This window comes from Microbacterium salitolerans (genome assembly GCF_019720895.1).
GTDB lineage: Bacteria > Actinomycetota > Actinomycetes > Actinomycetales > Microbacteriaceae > Microbacterium.
Genome location: NZ_JAHKSH010000003.1, coordinates 639279 through 658147, shown reverse-complemented (window position 1 = coordinate 658147; position 18869 = coordinate 639279). Strand labels below are relative to the sequence as shown.

Genomic DNA, 18869 nt, shown 5'->3' with positions numbered 1-18869 from the left:
AGGATCAAACTCTCCAAAAAGAAAAGATGCATACCCACACGGGAAAACGTGTGCGCAGCGAGTTTGAAACTGACCAAATATGATGTCATCTGACATCAAATGATCCAAAGGAATTCTCAAACACCCACCGAAATGGATGCCGAGGATAATTTGGCATTTGACAAGTGCACGCTGTTGAGTTCTCAAGGATCAGACGCACCCGGCCCTCAGCCTTCCAGCTGAGCCCCCCGGGGCAACTTCTCTATCTTATCACCCTGTTTCTCGCTGTCAAATCCGACACGCCGTAGCTCCCGAAGAAGCCATCCGACCGTGCCGAGATCTTCACGAACTCGAAACGAGGAAGACAAGCCACAAACCTACAGACCCGAACCTGAGTCCCAACTGGAAGCCAGGGATCCGAACTGAAGAACTTGTGATTTGTGTCACACGGCCTGGGATGGGGAGTCTTCCGACTCAACCTCACCGCTTGGCGGCGACAAGGGATTACATTACGCGGGGATGAACCCGACGCCAACTCCTGGCCACCCCCGGGCGTGTCGTGTCTGGTCAGCGCCCCGCGCGCATGCGCCAGAGCAGCCAGACGAAGTACGGGGTTCCGATCACCGCGGTGACGAGCCCCGCGGGCAGCTGTGCCGGCGCGATCGCGGTACGGCCCACCAGGTCAGCTGTCACGACGAGGAGTGCGCCCAGCACGGCCGCGAGCGGGAGCACCGTCGCGTGCCGCTTCCCGATCATGAGCCGCGCCGCGTGCGGGGCGACGAGCCCGACGAACGAGATCACGCCGACCGACGCCGTCGCCACCGCCGTGAGCACGACCGCGATCGCGATGTGCAGGACCTGCGTGCGCCCGAGATCGATCCCCAGCGTGCGGGGTGTCGTGTCGTCGAACTGCACGAGGTCGAGGTCGCGGGACGAGCGCGAGAGCACGACGCCCGCCGCCAGGAGGGCCGCGACCATCGGCAGCTGATGCTCGAGGAACGCGCCGTACGTGGATCCGCCGAGCCAGGTGATCGCCATCGTCTGGTTGAAGGGATCCGTGCGAACGATGAGCAGCGTCGTGAGCGCGCCCGCGGCCGCCCCCGTGCCGACGCCGACGAGAACGGTGCGCGCGGGGCCCGCCTGACGGCCTGATCCGAGCACGAAGACGACCACCGCCGCCACGCTCGCCCCCGCGAGCGCTCCGAGCAGCGTCTGCGCGAATCCCACCTCGGGCGCGGTCACGATCACCGCCACGGCCCCCAGCCCCGCTGCTCCCGAGATGCCGAGGACGCCGGGATCCGCGAGCGGGTTGCGTGTGACCGTCTGCACAAGGCAGCCCGCCACGGCCAGGCATGCGCCCGCGAGCGCCGCGGCGAGAACGCGCGGGACCCGGGTCTCCAGCACGATCTGCACGTGCACGGAGGCGACGCCCTGCAACCAGTGCGCGACGTCGCCGAGGAGGAGCGGTGCGTCGCCGAGCAGAGCGCCGGCGACGACCACCGCGACGAGCACCACGCCGCTTGCGGCGATGACGATCCCCGGCGCGCGCCGTCCGATTCGCGTGCCCGTGCGCATCGCCGCGAGCGCCTCCGACGAGACCCCAGTGCGCACGGTCTGCGCGAGGGCGATGAGGAAGACCGCGCCGATGAGCCCTGTCACGACGCCCGTCGGAATCGTCACCTGGGATCCGCCCGGCACGACGGCGCGCAGCACGACGTCCGCTGTGAGCACGAGCGCGACACCCGCCACGGCGCTCATCGCGACGAGGATCCGGTGGCGGCGCATCGGCCGCACCCATCGGGCGAGCACGCGCATGAGCACAGGCGCGCACAGGCCGATGAAGCCGATCGGCCCCGTGATCGACACCGCCGTGGCGGCGAGAAGGACCGACAGCACGATGAAGACCACGCGTGTCGCCCACACGTTGACGCCGAGCGAACGCGCCGCGTCGTCGCCGAGCTGGAGCAGGTCGAGTCGCCGACCGAACACGATGATGGCCGCGATGCCGGCGATCACGATCGGCGCGAGCGCGAGCACCGTCTGCGAGCCGTTCTGCGCGAGGGATCCCGCGCCCCAGGAGAAGAGGTTCTGCGTGCGCCAGGGGAACACGAGCAGCAGCGCCGACGTGATCGACGAGATCCCGAGAGTGATCGCGGATCCGGCGAGCACGAGCCTGATCGGCGAGGCGTCCTTCCCCGACGACAGCGCGATGACGACGGCGGCGCCCGTGAGTCCCCCGACGAACGCCACGCCCACACCCGCGAACGGGCTGAGCGTGGCGCCGAGCACTGCCGCGATCGTGACCGCGAGATGTGCGCCGGCGTTGACGGCCGTCGTGTCGGGCGAGGCGAGCGGGTTGCGGGCGACGGCCTGCATCGTGGCTCCCGACGCGCCCAGCGCGGATCCGACGGCGAGCGCCGCCAGCAGTCGCGGCACGCGCGACTCCGCGACCACGGCGGCGTCCTGCGAGGTGCCCTCCCCCGTCACGATGCCCCACAGCGCAGCGAGGTCCAGATCCGCGGTGCCCTGCGTGAGATGGGCGACGACGGCGACGAGCAGCCACACCAGAACGAGGGACGCCGCGGCGATCATCGCCGCGGACGACCACCCGCGCGGAACGGCGGGCTCCTCACCCGCCACCGCGACGACGGGGAGGCCGCGCCCGCGTGGCGGAGCGAGATGGCTCGAATCCGTGCGCGGCGGAGTCGTCGTCGCCGTGTCGCCCGTCACCGGTCAGGCCCCGAGGATGCGGACGATGTCGTCGCTCCAGGCCATCATCGACTCCGGTCCGCCGTATGCCCAGATCCCAACGGCGGCGGGGTGCACACGCCCGTCTTCGACGAACGCGAGGCTCTCCCACACCGCACTTCCCGCGAGCGATGTCTCGACGACGTCCTCCTCGTCGGCGTTGTCCCAGTAGAGGAACTCGGTGTCATCGGGCAGCGTCGTGAGCCCCTCGAGATCGGTGTTCGACAGCCCGTATCCCTCATCCCCGTCGTCGTCCCAGGCCGCGGTGAGGCCGAGCTCCGCGGCGACGGCCTGCGCCGACGATCCCGGACCGTGCATGCGGATCGTGACGTTCGCCCCGTCCGCGTACGGCGACGCGAACACGATCGGCGTACCGGCGAGGCCCGCCTCCTCGATCCGCGTCGCGTTCGCCGCGAGCGTCTCGTCCATCTCGGCGAGCACCTCGGCGCCGCGTTCCTCCTCCCCGAGGAGGGTCGCCATCGTCTCGAAGTCCGAGCGCACCGTGCCGAGCGGATCCGCGGCGTCGGCCCCCGTGAAGAGGGCGACGGGCGCGATGCGCTCCATCTGCTCCATCGCCTCGTCGGGGATCGACCGCATGCTGCCGACGATGAGATCGGGCTCGAGCTCCGACACCGCCTCGATGCTCGGCTCGGAGCGCACGCCGACATCGGTCGGCTCGTTCGGCAGCGGAGCGGCCTCGCCGACCCAGCTCGTGTAGCCGTCGACATCGCTGAGGCCCGTGAGCTCGCCACCAAGCGTGACGACGAGCTCCGCCTGGTTCCACTCGAGCGCGACCACCGTCTCCGCGGGGCCGTCGGGCAGCACGACCTCTTCTCCGCGGGCATCGACGATCGTGATCGCCTCGCCTCCGGATCCGTCGCCCTCGCTCGCCTCGACGGGAGCTTCGGTCGCCCCGCACCCGGTCAGGGCGAGCGCGCACACCGCGATCGCTCCCATCGCTCCAACGGCAGTCCTGTTCATGCGTCCTCCTTGTGCGCGGCGGCGCCCGCCGCCGCGGTGGTGCGCCGCAGTCGCATGCGCGGCGCGTGGATCCGTGGGGCGCGACCGTCCGCGCCGTGTTCGACCTCGATGTCGATCTCGTAGACGTCGCTCAGCAGGGCGCTCGTCAGCACGTCGGCCGGATCGCCGGACGCCACCACCCGCCCGCGCGACAGCACGACGAGCTGATCGGCGATCGCGGCCGCCTGGTCGAGGTCGTGCAGGACGACGCCGACAGCGACGCCGTGGTCGTCCGCAAGCGATCGCATGAGCTCGAGCGTCTCGATCTGGTAGCGCAGGTCGAGGTGGTTCGTCGGCTCGTCGAGCAGCAGGACGCCCGTGTCCTGCGCCAGGGCGCTCGCGAACCAGGCGCGCTGCAGCTGGCCGCCCGAGAGCGAGTCGACCAGCGCGTCCGCGAGCGACGTCATCCCCGTGAGGTCGAGTGCATGGTCCACGAACCGGGCGCCGTCCTCGTCTCGCCCACGCCATCCTCGACGATGCGGGTGCCGGCCGAACTCCACGACGTCGCGGACGGTGACGCCCGATGGCACGGGCCTGCTCTGCGCGAGCATCGCGACCATGCGGGCGAACTCGCGCGACGTGACGGCGAGCGCGTCGCGGCCGCCGTCGACGAGCATCTCCCCTTCGCGGATCCCCTGCAGGCGGGCGAGGCCCCGCAGGAGCGTCGACTTGCCGGATCCGTTCGGGCCCACCAGACCGACGACGGCGCCGGGTTCGAGGGAGATCTCGGCGTCGCGCACGACGTCGACGGGGCCATACCCCATGCACACGCGGTGCGCGCGGAGGGCGACACGATCGGCAGTCATGAAGGTAAGCCTAACCTCACCTGCGAACGCGTGAGAACACCGACGTCACACGGCGCCGGCGCTCCGGGCGATCAGGCGCCGACGCGAGCCGCGCTGCCGAGCCATGCGTTGACGATGCCGGCCACCAGGACGAGCGCCGCCGCAACGCCGGGAAGGAGCACCGCCCATCCCGTTCCAGCGCTCTCCGCCACCTGCCCTGCGACGGCGGACCCCAGCGACTGCCCGACGATCAGGCTCGACCCGAGCATCGTCATGACCGTCGTCGAGCGCCCGGACGGGCTGTGCGCGGCGCCGAAGCTGTACTGGGTGACGAGCGTCGGACCGACGCCGATGCCGACGAGCCCGAGCGCGATCGCCATCGCGGCCACATCGCCGGCCGCCGCGACGAGCACGCTTCCCGCGACCATGATCGCGCCGAACACGATCCACCTCGCGCGGGGCGTGAACCGCGGCGGAAGAATCGAGACGCCGAGCGCCAGCACGGCGGATCCGATCCCCATGATCCCGTACAGGACGCCGGCGCTCTCGCCGTCGCCGCGATCGGTCATGAACGAGGTGAGCGACGTGAGCGTCGTGCCGAAGAAGGCGCCCACTCCGAACATGCCGACGACGATCACGAGAATCCGTGCGCGGAACAGGTCGCGCACGGAGGATGCCGGACGCGCGTCCGCGTGATCCACGCGAGCCCGTCGGCCCGTCGGGTGCAGAGCGAACGCGCTCACGAACGCGAGTGTCAGGACGGCTGCGCCGACGAGCGGCGCCCACGGCGCGATTCCAGCCGCGAGGATCCCCACGAGGAACGGGCCGAGGACGAACACGGTCTCGTCGGCGGCCGATTCGTAGGCCATGGTCGACGAGACCGTGCGCTCCCGACGGTTCGGGGCGATCTTCTCGGCGATGACGCCGACGAGCCGCGCGCGCGACATGGGTGCCACCTGGGGCGCGGTCGCGCCGATGCCGAACGCCGCGGCGAGCACCACGCCGACGGACGCATCGCTGTAGACCGCGGCCGCGAACAGCAGCATCAGGGCAGAGTTCGCAAACGCGAGGAGCAGGAGCACGCGACGCTGCCCGAAGCGATCGGCCGCGGCACCGAGCAGTGCTCCGAAGCACGCCGTGCCGATGCCGACGGCTGCCGAGCTCAGGCCGCCCTCGGAGATGGATCCCCGTGCGGATGAGACGACCGTGAGGACGCCGACGACCATCATCGCGTAGGGAAGGCGCGCGACGAACGCGACGAGGAAGTACGCGAGCCCGACGGATCGGAGAAGCGAGACCCTCTGATCCGGCCGCGTCTCGACGACATCGATGAGTGACATGGACACCTCCACGGTGAGCGGTGGGTGCCGCCGCTGTCCGCCGGAGGTGCCGGCGGCCGGTAGATGCACAGCCTTTCGTGGGCGCACGGAGCGCCCGCAGACGAGGATAACGAGCGCAACTGAGCACACCACGTGCACGCCGAGAACGAAGAAAGCCCCCGGTGAACCGGGGGCTTTCGATCGGCGGAGACGGGGGGATTTGAACCCCCGGTCGAGTTTTAGCCCGACCCTTCATTAGCAGTGAAGTCCGTTCGGCCGCTCCGGCACGTCTCCAGGTACCCGCTCCCGCAGGCACGTTCGTCCATGTTACCTGTTCGCTGACCTCACGTCGAAACGGCGTGTCAGAAGAGCGCCGACTCCTGGTTGGAGCACGTCGCCTGGTCGGCATTGGAGCCGCTCAGGTTGCTCGGAAGCGGGACCGTGGTCGGCGTGGGGGTCGGCGTCGGCGCGACGTCGTCCGTCGGAGCGGGTGTCTCCGTCGGCTCGGGCGTGCCGAGGTCGAGCGGCTGGTTCGCCTCGAGGGCGGCGCGCACCTGCTCCCACGCGGCCTCGTCGGGTGCGACCTTGTTGGGGTCCGGCGCGTAGTCGATCGCCGGGAACTGGATGAACGCGTAGTCCGCGAGCGGCACGCTCGACGCGGCGCTCGCGATCTGCACCATCGCCATCGGGTCGGTGAGGCCCGTCGACACCGTCGCGTTGTCGACGACCGCGTTCGCGAGCCTCACGAGAGCGCCGACGTCGGTCAGCGTCTCCTCGCTCACGAGCTTGCGCACGAGAGAGCCCATGTAGACCTGCTGATTGCTGATGCGGGAGAGGTCGGATCCGTCGCCCACGCCCGTGCGCACGCGCAGGAACTGCAGCGCGGTCATGCCCTCGAGCGTATGCTCGCCCGCATCGAGCTCGAGGCCCGTGTGGATCGGGTCGGAGATCGCCTCGGCGACGCAGACGTCGACGCCGCCGATGGCGTTCGTGATGTCGATGACGCCGCCCCACGTCATCATCGCGGCGTGGTCGATATCGAGCCCCGTGAGCTCCTCTGCCGTGTTCACGACACAGGGGAGACCGCCGGTTCCGTACGACTCGTTGAAGGCCGCGGCGGTCGCCGGATACGTCGGCTCGCCGTCGGCGTCCTGGCACGCCGGGCGCTCGGTCATCATGTCGCGCGGGATGCTGATCACCGTGACGCGGCGCGGCTCCGGCGAGATGTGCAGAACCATGTTGACGTCGTTGAGGACGCCCGAGTAGGAGTCCTTCTGCGCCTCGGCCATCTCGGGGGTGCACCGTCCGCCGAAATCGTCGAGCAGGTCGGACTCGCACTTGTCGACGCCTGTGAGCAGAATGTTGACCGCCTGATTCGGCAGCACGTCGACCTCGGGAGGCGCCGTGTCCTGCCCGTCGAGCGTGACGGCATTGCCCTGCAGTGTGCTCGTGAGGTCGGTGTAGGCGTACGCACCGACTCCGACGACGGCGACGAACGCCGCCGAGACGACGAACGCGATCGCCTTCAGAGACTGCGCGAGGAAACCGGGCGAACGCAGTCTGGTGTGGCGCGCGATCGGCCCACGCACACCATGGTTCGGAGTTCTGCTCACACGCGTCCTTTCCGGCGGACCGGCCTACTCAGCGGAGGGTGTGGGATTCGAACCCACGAAGCATTTCTGCTTGCTGGTTTTCAAGACCAGTTCCTTCGGCCGCTCGGACAACCCTCCTTCGACGGGGGAGCCCGCCGACAGCGCACGAGTCTAGCCGAGGTTGGTGTCGTCGATTGTGACGCACCGCACTGAGAGGCACATATGCGAATCCGATGAAGGTGTGCTCACTCCCCCACGGCGCCGACGGCCCGCAGCGCCTGCGCCACGCCGCCCTCGTGCACTGTGCCCGTCGTCTGCGAGGCGTGCTCGAGCACTTCCGGCACGGCCTGCCCCATCACGACCGCGGCTCCGCCGCCGCGACGCGCCCAGTCGAGCATCTGCACGTCGTTGCGTCCGTCGCCCATGACGACCACACGCTCCCGCTCGACGCCGAGCATCTCGCGCACCTGCTCGAGCGCCGTCGACTTGTCGATGCCCTGCGGGGCGATGTCGAGCCACGCCGACCAGCCGACCGCGTACGAGACCTGCTGCAGCCCCATGCGCTCGACGAAGCCGACGAACTCGACGTTGTCGTGCTCGGGCGAGACGACCACGACGCGCGTGACCGGGAGCCCCTTCATCTCGGCGATCGTGGCGCGGCGGGCGTTCGGGCGCGACAGATCCCAGTCATCCATGAAGGTGTTGAACAGCCGTGTGCCGTCGCCGAGCTCGACCATGTAGTTCGCGTCGGGCAGGTGCTGCTCGAGGTGCGACAGGACCGCCGTCGCGTCGAACGTCTCGATCGTGTGGCGGCGGTAGTCGGTCTCCTGCGTGACGTCGCGCTCCATGATCGTCGCGCCGTTGGCGCAGACGACGTACGCCGGAGTGAGACCGAGCCAGCCGAGCACGGGGTGCGTCGCCTCCCAGCTGCGTCCCGTCGCGAGCGTGACGATGTGCCCGCCGCGGACCGCCCCGCGCACGGCCTCGCGCGCGCCAGGGCTGAAGGATTCGTCCTCGAGCAGCACCGTGCCGTCGATGTCGAGCGCGATGAGCAGGGAGTCCGGACGCGAGCCCGGTGCCGGTGCTCCCCTCGATGGATCCGATTCGGAGCGCGCTCCGGCTCGCGTCATGCGATGGGCTCCAGAACCTCGAGACCGCCCATGTACGGCCGGAGCGGCTCGGGCACCACGACGGATCCGTCGGCGCGCTGATGCGTCTCGAGAAGCGCCACGAGCCAGCGGGTCGTCGCGAGAGTGCCGTTCAGCGTCGCGACCGGCTGCGTCTTGCCGCCCCCTTCCGGACGGTGACGGATGTCGAGACGACGAGCCTGATAGGTCGTGCAGTTGGACGTCGACGTCAGCTCGCGGAAGGCGCCCTGCGTCGGCACCCACGCCTCGGTGTCGTACTTGCGCGCGGCGCTCGAGCCGAGATCGCCCGCCGCGACGTCGATCACGCGGTACGCGAGGCCGAGCGACGTGAGCATCTCCTCTTCCAGCGCGAGCAGCTTCGCATGCTCGGCCTCGGCCTGCTCGGGGCGGCAGTAGAGGAACATCTCGAGCTTGTTGAACTGGTGCACGCGGATGATGCCCCGCGTGTCCTTGCCGTGCGAGCCCGCCTCGCGGCGATAGCAGGTCGACCAGCCCGCGTACTTGAGGGATCCGGTCTCGGGGAACGTGACGATCTCGTTCTGGTGGTACCCGGCGAGCGCCACCTCGCTCGTGCCCACGAGGTAGAGGTCGTCTTCCTCGAGGTGGTAGATCTCGTCGGCGTGGGCACCGAGGAAGCCCGTGCCGGCCATGACCTCGGGACGCACGAGCGTCGGGGTGATCATCGGCGTGAAGTCGTTCTCGAGCGCCATGTTCAGCGCGTAGTTCATGAGCGCGATCTCGAGCCGGGCGCCGACGCCCTTGAGGAAGTAGAAGCGCGCGCCCGAGACCTTCGCCCCGCGATCCATGTCGATCGCACCCAGCATCTCGCCGAGTTCCAGATGGTCGCGCGGCGCGAAGTCGAACGTCGGGATGTCGCCGACCTCGCGCATGGTGACGAAGTTCTCTTCGCCGCCGGCGGGGACGCCCTCGATGACGACGTTCTGGATCTGGTCGATCGCCGAGCGGTACGCCTGCTCCGCCGCGGTGGACGCGGCCTGCGCATCCTTCACGCGCTGGGCGAGCTCCTTCGCCTGCGCGACGAGCGCCGCCTTCTCGTCCTTCGGCGCCTTCGCCACCGTCTTACCGAACGCGTTCTGCTCGGCGCGCAGCTCTTCGAACGCGGTGAGCGCCGAGCGGCGAGACGCCTCGGCGGCGATCGCGGCGTCGACCGCGTCGGGCGAGCTGCCGCGCGCGATCTGCGACTGCTTGACGGCCTCGGGGTTCTCACGGAGAAGTGCGGGATCGATCACGCGTCAAGTCTATGCGCGCGCGGATGTGCGCAGGGATCCGCGAATCGAGGGAGCTGGATGTGCCGCAGAGAACGGCGCGTGGCCCGCAGGAACCCTAGAGTGAGCGCATGGGACGCGCGCGCGAGGGGAACGGTCGCGCCGCACTCGTGTACAACCCCGTGAAGGTGCGCAGCGTGAACGCGCTCACCGCCGCTGTCTCGAATCGATCGGCGCGCGCGGGCTGGGAGGAGCCGCTCCTGCTCGAGACCAGCATCGAGGATCCCGGGCAGCAGGTCACGCGGAGAGCGCTCGACGAGGGCGCGACGGTCGTGCTCGTCGCCGGCGGCGACGGAACGGTGCGGTCGGTCGCGGAATCGATGCGCGGGTCCGGAGTGCCCCTCGCGATCCTGCCGAGCGGGACGGGCAATCTGCTGGCGCGGAACCTGCTGCTGCCGCTCGACGACGTCGCGCCGATGGTGCAAGCCGCATTCGACGGCGATGCCGCCGCCGTCGACATCGGCCTCGCGACGCTCACGCGCTCGACGGGCGAGAAGGAACGGCACGCCTTCGTCGTCATGGCCGGCATGGGACTCGACGCCGCCATGATCGCGAACACGAACCCGCGCATGAAGAAGCAGGTCGGCTGGGTGGCCTACGTCGACGGCGCCGCGAGGTCTCTGGCGCGGGCCGCCCCGTTCCGCATCGCCTACCAGTTCGAGGGTCGCAGTCTGCACTCGGCGAAGGTGCAGAGCATCCTGTTCGCCAACTGCGGCGCCCTGCCCGCCGGCATCGAGCTCGTGCCCGACGCCCGCGTCGACGACGGGCTGCTCGACGTCGCGCTGATCCAGCCCGCGGGTCCGCTCGGCTGGATCGGCGTCTGGCGCAAGATCTGGTGGGACAACTCCGTCCTCCTCCGCTTCCGCCTCGGCCGACGCGTCGTCTCGCGCACCCGCAATCAGTCGATCCGCTACGTCACCGGACACCGCATCGAAGCGGCGGCGTCCGAGCCGCACCCCGTCGAGCTCGACGGGGACGAGTTCGGCGAGGCGGCGCGGATCCGCTGCGAGATCGATCGCGGCGGGCTCGTCGTCGCGGTGCCGAAGGGCCATGTGCTGACGTCGTCGCGGCGCGCGCGGGTGCTGCCTGCGGGCAGGTGACCGCTACTGCAGCGCGCTCGTGAGGCGCGCGAGGTTGTCGAGCGCGCGCGAGCGAAGCGGCCGCTGCTGCCACTCCTCGAGCGTGAGCCGGCGGCTGTGGTCGCGGTAATGATCCTCGACACGGCGCATCTGGTCGACGAACTCCTCGCCTCGCACGAGCAGCGACACCTCGAAGTTCAGGCCGAACGAGCGCATATCCATGTTGCTGGACCCGATGACCGCGGTCTCGCTGTCGATCGTGAGCGACTTCGTGTGCAGGATGTGCGGCGCCTCGTACATCCAGATCTTGACTCCCATGCGCAGCAGATCCTCGTAGTAGCTGCGCTGGGCGTGGTAGACGAGCGCCTGATCGCTGATCTCGCTGACGAACAGCTCGACCTCCACGCCGCGCCCGCAGGCGGCGGCGACCGCGCGGAGGAGGGCCTCGTCCGGGACGAAGTAGGGACTGACCATGATCGCCTTGTCCTGCGCCGCGTACAGCAGGCTCAGGAACAGAAGAAGGTTGTTCTCGCTCTCGAACCCCGGCCCCGATGGCACCACCTGACAGTCGAAGTCATCGGATCCGGGCTTCTCCTCTGACAGGTCGATCCCCTCCGGGACCTGCCCCGTCTCGGAGTAGTAGTCGGTGAGGAAGACGGCGTCGACCGATCGCACGACCGGCCCGTCGAGGCGCACCATGACGTCGACCCACTGCAGCCCGCGGCGGATATTGCTCGGAACGTTGTAGGACGGGTCGGTGAGGTTCTGGGATCCGACGAACGCGACGTCGCCGTCGATGACGACCAGCTTGCGGTGATTGCGCAGATCGGGGCGCTGGAACTTCTTGGCCAGCGGCTGGAGCGGGAGCAGGAAGTGCCAGTCGGCGCCCATCGCCGTGAGGCGGGCCTTCGTCTGCGCGTGGAGCGGCTTCGACAGGTTCGCCCAGTGGTCCATGAGCACGCGCACGGCGACGCCTCGAGCGATGACCTCCTCGAGCGCGGCGAAGAAGTCTTCAGTCGCCGCGTCGGACTTGAGGATGTAGAACTCGACGTGCACGTAGCGCTTCGCCTGGCGGATCGCGGCCGCCATCTCGTCGATGCTCTCCTGGTACCCCGAGATCAGACGTGCGCCGTTGTCGCCCGAGAGCGGCAGGGCGCCGAGCTCGCGGTTCATACCGACGATCGGCTCGAACCAGCCGGGCGGGTTCGGCAGGAGGGTCCCGAGCTCGAGGTGCTCGTTTGCGTCGCGCAGGAACTCGTTGATCTCGGTCTGGACATCGCGGCGCTTCTTCGGCAGACGCGGATTTCCGATGAGGAGGAAGAACAGGACGCCGGGGATGGGCAGGAAGAAGATGAGCAGCAGCCACGCCATCGCCGACGTCGGACGACGTCCGGGCGGCACGAAGAAGACCGCGGCGACGCGGATCGCGATGTCCACCGACACGACGAACACCGCCCACGCGGTCGACCATGACAGCCAGTCCACCGTTCCCCCTTCTCCTTGCGCTCGACTCACCTTATGGGGTGGTCGCGGGGTTCGGCGGAAGAAACGGCTCCCCGAGGATCGATTGTCTGATCAGGCGGGGCCGCGTGCGAGATCGCGCGGAGCGACGAGCTACTTCTGGGCCGGGGTCTCGCTCTTCGCGACGAGGCCCCTCTTCGCCCGCTCCTCCGCCTCGATGTCGGCGTAGGCGCGGCGCTCGGTGCGGTCGAATCGCACGATGCTGCGCAGGATCCAGAAGAAGAGCACGGTGATCACGATGGTCGGCGCGAGCGACCATGCTGCGGCCATCCAGTACTCATCCACGCCGTCAGTCTAAGCGCCCGCAGCTTGGAGCGCGCCCCACGCGACGGACGGCCGCACGAGGCCCCGCGGCGTGTTGCGAGAGGACAGCGTGTCCACAGGTCGGGTTCTCGTGATCAGGCTGTGGACAGCCGCGTTCGCGCGGTCGAATCGCACGAACATCGAGGCATGACCTCGACGATCCGCACGTCCTCCGCCGCCCACCTGCTCGCCGCTCTCCCCCACCAGACCGGCTTCCATCCGCGCGAGAGCCTCGTACTCGTGCCCTTCTCGGGCAATGAGTCCTGCGGCCTTCTGCGCATCGACCTGCCCCGCTCGAGCGAACTCGAGGCGACGGCGGCGACCGCGATCGGGTCCGTGTGCCGCCTCCCCGAGGCCGACGGCATCGTGACCGTCGTCTACACAGACGGCCCCGCGCGCGACGGGGCGGGTGTGACGCACGAGACGCTCGTCGCCGCCGTCGCGGAACGCGCCGAGGCCTGCGGCCTCGCCGTGCGGGGCGAGCTGTGCGTAGCGAGCGACGCGTGGTGCGCCTACGACGACGCCGTGCCTCGGCCACTCGAGGACATCGCGGAGGCCGATCCCCGGCCGGACGCCGACATCGACCCGAGCCAGGAATCCGGCACGGCGCTGCCGGAGGCCGATCCCGGCCTGCGCCTCGACATCGCCCGCGAACTCGAGGAATACACTCGTACAGGCGAAGCCGTCGCCCGGCTCACCCGCGACGCCGCCCACGGGCACCCGCACATCAGCGGATCCGCCGACATCGACACCGCGTGCGCCCTCGACATCGCCGCATTCGAGACGGCCCCGATCGCGTTCTTCGAGAGCGCGCTCGACGGCCCGCGCCCGCTGTCCGCGGCATACGCCGCGCAGTGGCTGTGGATCCTGCAGACACCGGCCCTGCGCGACGTCGCGCTGACGCAGTGGGCGGGAGGAGCGGCGGAGGCGGAAGAGGCGCTCGCCTGGCAGACGCGGTGGCACGCCGGCGACAGCGAGGAGCCGGACGGCCCGCTTCGACTCGGCGGCGAGGGCAGCCGCCCCTCCGCCGTCCGACTCGAAACGGCGCGCAGGTTCGCACGCACGCTCGCCGCCCACGCACCGCAGAGCCATCTGGGCCCGTGCCTCGCCGCCTGCGCGTGGCTGTCATGGGCCCTCGGCAGCTCGACGCACGCCGACGCCTACGCACGGCGCGCGCTGGAGGTGGATCCGCCCCTCGGGCTCGCTCTCCTCGTGCGGGCTCTCGTCGGCGAGGGAACGCTTCCCGGGTGGGCGTACGACCCGGTGGGCAGTGACGCGTCGCACGCGCCCGCCCGCGACGTCGCGAAGAGAAGAGCGCGCGATGCGGCGTAGGCGGGCACCGACGTCGCCGCAGAGGCGTCGGCCGCGCCACCGCCCCCGGGCGGCGCGGCCGACCGCACGGCTCGCCTCAGGCGCAGGCCTCGTACGCCGGCTCGTCGGCGGCCGAGACCGCCATCGCGCCGACCGTATCGGCGCCCTCCGCGAACTCGAAGAACAGCGCTCCGTCGTCCACGTCGTCGTCGGCGACCTTCAGATAGGAACCGCCGCCGATCGTGGCGGGCACGTCCATCGCGTCGGGGTAGGCGGCCATGACCTCGTCGCGCGTCGAGCCGAGCCCCACACCGTGCTCGGTGCGCGGCCCGTCGGCCGCGTCTCCCGTGAGCTCGACAGACACCTCGATGATGCCCGTCTCGTCCGCTGCGTCATCGTGGTGGAAGCTCACGAGGTAGCTGCCGTCCGGCGCGTTCCACCACGCCATGTAGGCGCATTGCTCGTCGTTCTGCCAGTCATCGCCGAGCTCCGCAAGCGTGTCGCGGAAGTCGTCGCCGACCTCGATCGGACCGACCTCGCCGTCATCGACCTCCCACATCGAGGGATCGGCCGTCTCGTCGTCATCGGGCGGATCGCTCGGCTCCGCCGGCGGCATCGGCGAATCGGTCGCGGGTGCAGGCCCCGCCGTGAGCGTCACCTCGGGATCGGGCGCATCACCCGAGGTGGTGCCCGTCGCACACCCGGCGAGCGCGCCCACGAGAATCGTCCCCGACAGGATGCCGACAGCTGTCTTCGTGCGTTGCCACGTCATGATCTCCCCCTTGAGAAGCGCGGATCCGCTGGCGGAACCGCCAGCCCGATACGAATGTACGTCTCGGGGCCCGAGATCAGGTCACGACGAGGGTGCGATCGCATCACAGGTCGATCGCGCGGAGGTCACGGTGCGCTGAGCACTGCCTGTGACCGACTACTTGACGAGCGGGAAGAGGATCGTCTCGCGGATGCCGAGACCCGTCAGCGTCATGAGCAGGCGGTCGATGCCCATGCCCATCCCGCCCGAGGGCGGCATGCCGTGCTCGAGTGCGCGTACGAAGTCCTCGTCGATGCGCATCGCCTCGTCATCGCCGCGATCGGCGAGCTTCGCCTGCTCGACGAAGCGCTCCCGCTGCACGACGGGGTCGACGAGCTCGGAGTATCCCGTGCCCTGCTCGTAGCCGTTGATATAGAGGTCCCATTTCTCGACGACGCCCGGAATCGAGCGGTGCTCGCGCGTGAGCGGGCTCGTGTCGACGGGGAAGTCCATGACGAACGTCGGCGCCGTGAGGTGGGCCTTGACGAAGTGCTCCCAAAGCTCTTCGACGAGCTTGCCGTGAGTCGCGTGCGAGGGGACCTCCACGTCGTTCTCCTCGGCGAGGGCGACGAGCTCGTCGAGCGGCGTCTCGGGGGTGATCGCGATGCCGCACGCCTCGGAGAGCGACGGGTACATCGAGATGCGCGCCCAGTCGCCGCCGAGGTCGTGCTCGGAGCCGTCGGCCCACGTGACCGTCGTGGATCCGTGCACCGCGACCGCGGCCTCCTGGATGAGCTGCTGTGTGAGATCGGCGATGCCGTTGTAGTCGGTGTACGCCTGGTAGGCCTCGAGCATCGCGAACTCGGGGCTGTGCGTCGAGTCTGCGCCCTCGTTGCGGAAGTTGCGGTTGATCTCGAACACGCGGTCGATGCCGCCGACCACGGCGCGCTTGAGGTACAGCTCCGGCGCGATGCGCAGGAAGAGGTCGGTGTCGAACGCGTTCGAGCGCGTGACGAACGGACGCGCGGTCGCGCCGCCCGGCTGCACCTGGAGCATCGGCGTCTCGACCTCGAGGAAATCGGCGCCCTCGAAGGTCCGGCGCAGGCTCTTCATGACCTCGGCCCGGGCGCGCACGGTGTCACGAGCCTGATCGCGCACGAGCAGGTCGAGGTAGCGCTGTCGGACCCGCGACTCCTCGCTCAGCTCGGTGTAGAGGTTGGGCAGGGGCATGACGGCCTTCGCCGCGATCTGCCACTGGTCGACCATGATCGAGAGCTCGCCGCGGCGGCTCGCGATGACCTCACCCGAGACGAAGACGTGGTCACCGAGGTCGACCAGCTCCTTCCACCGGGCGAGCTGCTCGTCACCGACCTTCGCGAGCGAGACCATCGCCTGGATCCGGGATCCGTCACCGGCCTGCAGCGACGCGAAGCAGAGCTTGCCCGTGTTGCGACTGAACACGATGCGCCCCGCGACTCCCGCCGTGACACCCGTCTCGGCGCCCGCCTCGAGTTCGCCGTACTCGGCTCGCAGCGCCGGGATCGTCGTCGTGACAGGGAGCACGACGGGATAGGGCCCGTCCGCCGGCGACGTGCGCTCGTCGAGGAGCCGCTCGCGCTTGGCCAGACGCACGGCCTTCTGCTCGAAGATGTCCTCTTCGGGCTGGGCGTCGGCGTTCTGTGCGGGCGTCTCAGACATGCGCGGGATCCTCTGGTGTCGGGAAGATGCGGCGCCTCCGGGCGCCTCGCCAAGTCTAGTGAGCCGCGCGGATCCGCCGCTCACCCGGCATTCAGCAGAGCACGCGCGTGCCTACTCGTCGAGGTCGGACGGGAGGTCGGGGATCGCGGGGGTCGCCTCGGCGAGCGCGTGGTCGACCGTCGAGCGCACGAGAGACGAGAGGAACCCGCCGGGGTCGGCGACGCCGATCCCACGGAGGAGCCCCGTCGCCTGCTGCACGATCTGACGAGAGAACCCCGTCGCCGTGTCGATCGCCTCCGCGTACGCCGCGCGATCCGCCTCATCGACGACGACCGGCTCGCACCCGAGCTCGACCGCGAGCGCCTGCCCGATCGGCAGGACAGGAGCAGGTGCCGTGACGGCGGCGTAGGTCGCCGCGAGCTGACGCAGATCGATCGACGTGCCGGTGAACGTCATCGCCGGGTGCACGGCCAACGGGATCGCGCCCTTCTCGGCGGCCGGGCGCAGCACGTCGATGCCATGGGCGGCGTCGGTGTGCAGCACGAGCTGCCCCATCTGCCAGTGCCCCGCCTCGGCGAGCCCCGAGACGACCTGCGCCAGGTCGTCTCGCGGCACGGCGAGGATCACGAGCTCGCTCCGGCGCAGAACCTCCGGCGTCTCGAGAACGGGCACGTCGGGCAGCACGGCCGCGGCCCGGTCGTCGTCAGATCCCGTCGTGATGCCCGTGATCGCGTGCCCGGCGCCGGCGAGCGCCGCCCCGATGACCGGCCCCACCCGCCCGGCGCCGATGATCCCGACGCCCAGTCGTCCTTCGCGCTGCATGCCCACCAGCGTCCCACACGCGCCCGCGGTCGCCGGCGCGGGTCCGGAAGCGCACTCGCGAGAGTCCCAGCGGGGTCCGACGACAATGGATCCCCATGACCTCCACGCACCTTGACCGGAAGCTCTCGCTGCGCCATATCCGGTTCATCGCGCTCGGATCCGCCATCGGCACCGGGCTGTTCTACGGCTCGGCCGAGACCGTGCAGGCCGCGGGGCCCGCCGTGCTCGTCGCCTATCTCGTCGCCGGCTGCGCGGTCTTCGCCGTCATGCGCGCGCTCGGCGAGATGGCCGTGCGCCACCCGATCGCCGGATCCTTCGCCCAGTACTCGAGCCGCTACATCAGTCCGCTCGCCGGCTTCCTGACGGGGTGGACGTTCGCGTTCGAGATGATCATCGTCGCGATCGCCGACATGACGGCCGCCGCGACCTACATGGGCATGTGGTACCCCGAGACGCCGGGCTGGGTGTGGATGGTCGCGGCACTCGCACTCATCTGCGGCCTCAATCTCATGCAGGTCAAGGTGTTCGGCGAGCTCGAGTTCTGGTTCACGCTCATCAAGATCGTGACGATCGTCGCAATGATCGTCGGCGGCGTCGCCCTCATCGTGTTCGGGATCAGCATCGGCGGCTTCACGCCGGGGCCCCATAACCTGTTCGAGCTCGAGGGCGGCTTCGCTCCCTTCGGCGTGTGGGGCATCGTGATGAGCCTCGGGATCGTCGTCTTCTCCTTCGGCGGCGTCGAGACGCTCGGGATGACGGCCGGAGAGGCCGACGACCCGGCCCGCGCGATCCCGCGCGCCGTGAACACGGTCCCGCTGCGGATCCTCGTGTTCTACATCCTCACGATCGGCGTCATGCTCATGCTGATCCCGTGGACGGAGATCGGGTCCGGCGAGTCGCCGTTCGTTCAGGTCTTCTCCCAGCTCGGGATCCCCGCCGCTCCGCACATCATGAACGCGGTCGTCCTGTCGGCTGCTCTGTCGGCGATGAACTCGATCACGTACGCGGCGTCGCGCACGATGTACGGCCTCGCCCAGCAGCATCATGCCCCCGCGATCTTCACGCGGCTGTCTCCGTCCGGCGTGCCGATGGTCCCCGTCGCGATCATCGGCCTCTGCCTCGTCGCGGGTCTGTTCGCCTATCTGTGGATCCCCGACCAGCTGTTCCTCGTCGTCGCCTCGATCGCGACGTTCGCAACGGTCTTCACCTGGGCGTCGATCCTGCTCGCCCACCACGGCATGCGCCGAGAGATGGCGCGATCAGGAGAGAAGCCGGGCACCTTCGCGAGCCCGTTCTGGCCCGTTCTCAACGTCGTGACGCTCGCCTTCCTGGCGCTCGTCGTCGTCATCCTCGCGATGACCGAGTCCGGACGCGCCGCGCTGATCGTCGGCGGCAGCTGGCTGATCGCGCTCCTCATCGGATACGCCGCGCTGGTGCGACCTGCCGGACGCGTGCGCCCCGAGCTCCCCGTGCGTGAGGAGGCGGCCCGGGTCTGAATGCGCCCCGT

Annotated in this window: 15 protein-coding genes and 2 tRNA genes; 3 read left to right on the top strand and 14 right to left on the bottom strand. The window is 69.7% G+C overall.

What is annotated here, in order from left to right:
- Window positions 1–546 precede the first annotated feature (546 nt).
- The 9 genes from KOL93_RS09540 to serS all read right to left on the bottom strand — a co-directional run bounded on the left by KOL93_RS09540 (window position 547) and on the right by serS (window position 9841).
- The gene (locus KOL93_RS09540) at window positions 547–2709 is read right to left on the bottom strand and encodes an iron ABC transporter permease (RefSeq protein WP_308291601.1); all 2163 of its coding nucleotides are present in this window, start codon (window positions 2707–2709) and stop codon (window positions 547–549) included.
- Window positions 2710–2712: 3 nt separating this feature from the next.
- A complete protein-coding gene (locus KOL93_RS09535; RefSeq protein ID WP_221585087.1) occupies window positions 2713–3708 on the bottom strand; it encodes an ABC transporter substrate-binding protein in 996 nt (331 codons plus the stop codon).
- Complete coding sequence (locus KOL93_RS09530) at window positions 3705–4553, bottom strand: ABC transporter ATP-binding protein (protein ID WP_260406221.1); 849 nt, start codon at window positions 4551–4553, stop codon at window positions 3705–3707. The genes KOL93_RS09535 and KOL93_RS09530 overlap by 4 nt, the downstream gene beginning before the upstream one ends.
- 71 nt (window positions 4554–4624) lie before the next feature.
- Entirely contained in the window at window positions 4625–5872 is a 1248-nt protein-coding gene (locus tag KOL93_RS09525; protein ID WP_221585086.1) for an MFS transporter, read from the bottom strand.
- Between the two features lie 184 nt (window positions 5873–6056).
- A tRNA-Ser gene (locus KOL93_RS09520) sits at window positions 6057–6145 on the bottom strand.
- 68 nt (window positions 6146–6213) lie between these two features.
- On the bottom strand, window positions 6214–7464 hold the full coding sequence (locus KOL93_RS09515) for an LCP family protein (protein WP_221585085.1): 1251 nt from the start codon (window positions 7462–7464) through the stop codon (window positions 6214–6216).
- Between the two features lie 32 nt (window positions 7465–7496).
- Window positions 7497–7581 (bottom strand) — tRNA-Ser (locus tag KOL93_RS09510).
- A gap of 107 nt (window positions 7582–7688) precedes the next feature.
- The gene (locus KOL93_RS09505) at window positions 7689–8573 is read right to left on the bottom strand and encodes an HAD-IIB family hydrolase (protein ID WP_221585084.1); all 885 of its coding nucleotides are present in this window, start codon (window positions 8571–8573) and stop codon (window positions 7689–7691) included.
- The gene (gene serS, locus KOL93_RS09500; protein WP_221585083.1) at window positions 8570–9841 is read right to left on the bottom strand and encodes a serine--tRNA ligase; all 1272 of its coding nucleotides are present in this window, start codon (window positions 9839–9841) and stop codon (window positions 8570–8572) included. Before serS ends, KOL93_RS09505 begins: the two co-directional genes overlap by 4 nt.
- Before the next feature lie 107 nt (window positions 9842–9948).
- Here serS and KOL93_RS09495 point away from each other — a divergent pair, with 107 nt between their 5' ends.
- On the top strand, window positions 9949–10977 hold the full coding sequence (locus tag KOL93_RS09495) for a diacylglycerol/lipid kinase family protein (protein WP_221585082.1): 1029 nt from the start codon (window positions 9949–9951) through the stop codon (window positions 10975–10977).
- Window positions 10978–10980: 3 nt separating this feature from the next.
- On the opposite strand, the gene cls is transcribed toward KOL93_RS09495, so the two are convergent.
- Together cls and KOL93_RS09485 are read right to left on the bottom strand one after the other, a co-directional pair.
- A complete protein-coding gene (gene cls, locus KOL93_RS09490; protein ID WP_221585081.1) occupies window positions 10981–12441 on the bottom strand; it encodes a cardiolipin synthase in 1461 nt (486 codons plus the stop codon).
- A 129-nt stretch (window positions 12442–12570) separates the two neighbouring features.
- Window positions 12571–12762: a hypothetical protein gene (locus KOL93_RS09485; protein WP_221585080.1), complete on the bottom strand. Its 192-nt coding sequence runs from the start codon at window positions 12760–12762 to the stop codon at window positions 12571–12573.
- A gap of 165 nt (window positions 12763–12927) precedes the next feature.
- Between KOL93_RS09485 and KOL93_RS09480 the strand changes: the two genes are divergently transcribed.
- Window positions 12928–14112, top strand: a complete 1185-nt coding sequence (locus tag KOL93_RS09480) for a DUF4192 family protein (RefSeq protein WP_221585079.1) — start codon at window positions 12928–12930, stop codon at window positions 14110–14112.
- 76 nt (window positions 14113–14188) lie between these two features.
- Here KOL93_RS09480 and KOL93_RS09475 read toward each other — a convergent pair whose 3' ends face one another.
- From KOL93_RS09475 to KOL93_RS09465, 3 genes are all read right to left on the bottom strand, one after another.
- Window positions 14189–14863: a hypothetical protein gene (locus tag KOL93_RS09475; RefSeq protein WP_221585078.1), complete on the bottom strand. Its 675-nt coding sequence runs from the start codon at window positions 14861–14863 to the stop codon at window positions 14189–14191.
- A 156-nt stretch (window positions 14864–15019) separates the two neighbouring features.
- Window positions 15020–16540 (bottom strand): lysine--tRNA ligase, encoded by a 1521-nt coding sequence (gene lysS / locus KOL93_RS09470; RefSeq protein WP_221585077.1) that lies wholly within the window; start codon window positions 16538–16540, stop codon window positions 15020–15022.
- A 111-nt stretch (window positions 16541–16651) separates the two neighbouring features.
- Window positions 16652–17362, bottom strand: coding sequence for a DUF2520 domain-containing protein (locus KOL93_RS09465; RefSeq protein WP_221585076.1), 711 nt, complete (start codon window positions 17360–17362; stop codon window positions 16652–16654).
- 95 nt (window positions 17363–17457) lie between these two features.
- Here KOL93_RS09465 and KOL93_RS09460 point away from each other — a divergent pair, with 95 nt between their 5' ends.
- A complete protein-coding gene (locus KOL93_RS09460) occupies window positions 17458–18858 on the top strand; it encodes an amino acid permease (RefSeq protein WP_221585075.1) in 1401 nt (466 codons plus the stop codon).
- Window positions 18859–18869 lie beyond the last annotated feature (11 nt).

Coding starts and splice junctions, on each gene's coding strand:
- KOL93_RS09535 (WP_221585087.1), bottom strand. CDS start 3,708: ATGAACAGGACTGCCGTTGGAGCGATGGGAGCGATCGCGGTGTGCGCG.
- KOL93_RS09530 (WP_260406221.1), bottom strand. CDS start 4,553: ATGACTGCCGATCGTGTCGCCCTCCGCGCGCACCGCGTGTGCATGGGG.
- KOL93_RS09525 (WP_221585086.1), bottom strand. CDS start 5,872: ATGTCACTCATCGATGTCGTCGAGACGCGGCCGGATCAGAGGGTCTCG.
- KOL93_RS09505 (WP_221585084.1), bottom strand. CDS start 8,573: ATGACGCGAGCCGGAGCGCGCTCCGAATCGGATCCATCGAGGGGAGCA.
- KOL93_RS09495 (WP_221585082.1), top strand. CDS start 9,949: ATGGGACGCGCGCGCGAGGGGAACGGTCGCGCCGCACTCGTGTACAAC.
- KOL93_RS09480 (WP_221585079.1), top strand. CDS start 12,928: ATGACCTCGACGATCCGCACGTCCTCCGCCGCCCACCTGCTCGCCGCT.
- KOL93_RS09475 (WP_221585078.1), bottom strand. CDS start 14,863: ATGACGTGGCAACGCACGAAGACAGCTGTCGGCATCCTGTCGGGGACG.
- lysS (WP_221585077.1), bottom strand. CDS start 16,540: ATGTCTGAGACGCCCGCACAGAACGCCGACGCCCAGCCCGAAGAGGAC.
- KOL93_RS09465 (WP_221585076.1), bottom strand. CDS start 17,362: ATGCAGCGCGAAGGACGACTGGGCGTCGGGATCATCGGCGCCGGGCGG.
- KOL93_RS09460 (WP_221585075.1), top strand. CDS start 17,458: ATGACCTCCACGCACCTTGACCGGAAGCTCTCGCTGCGCCATATCCGG.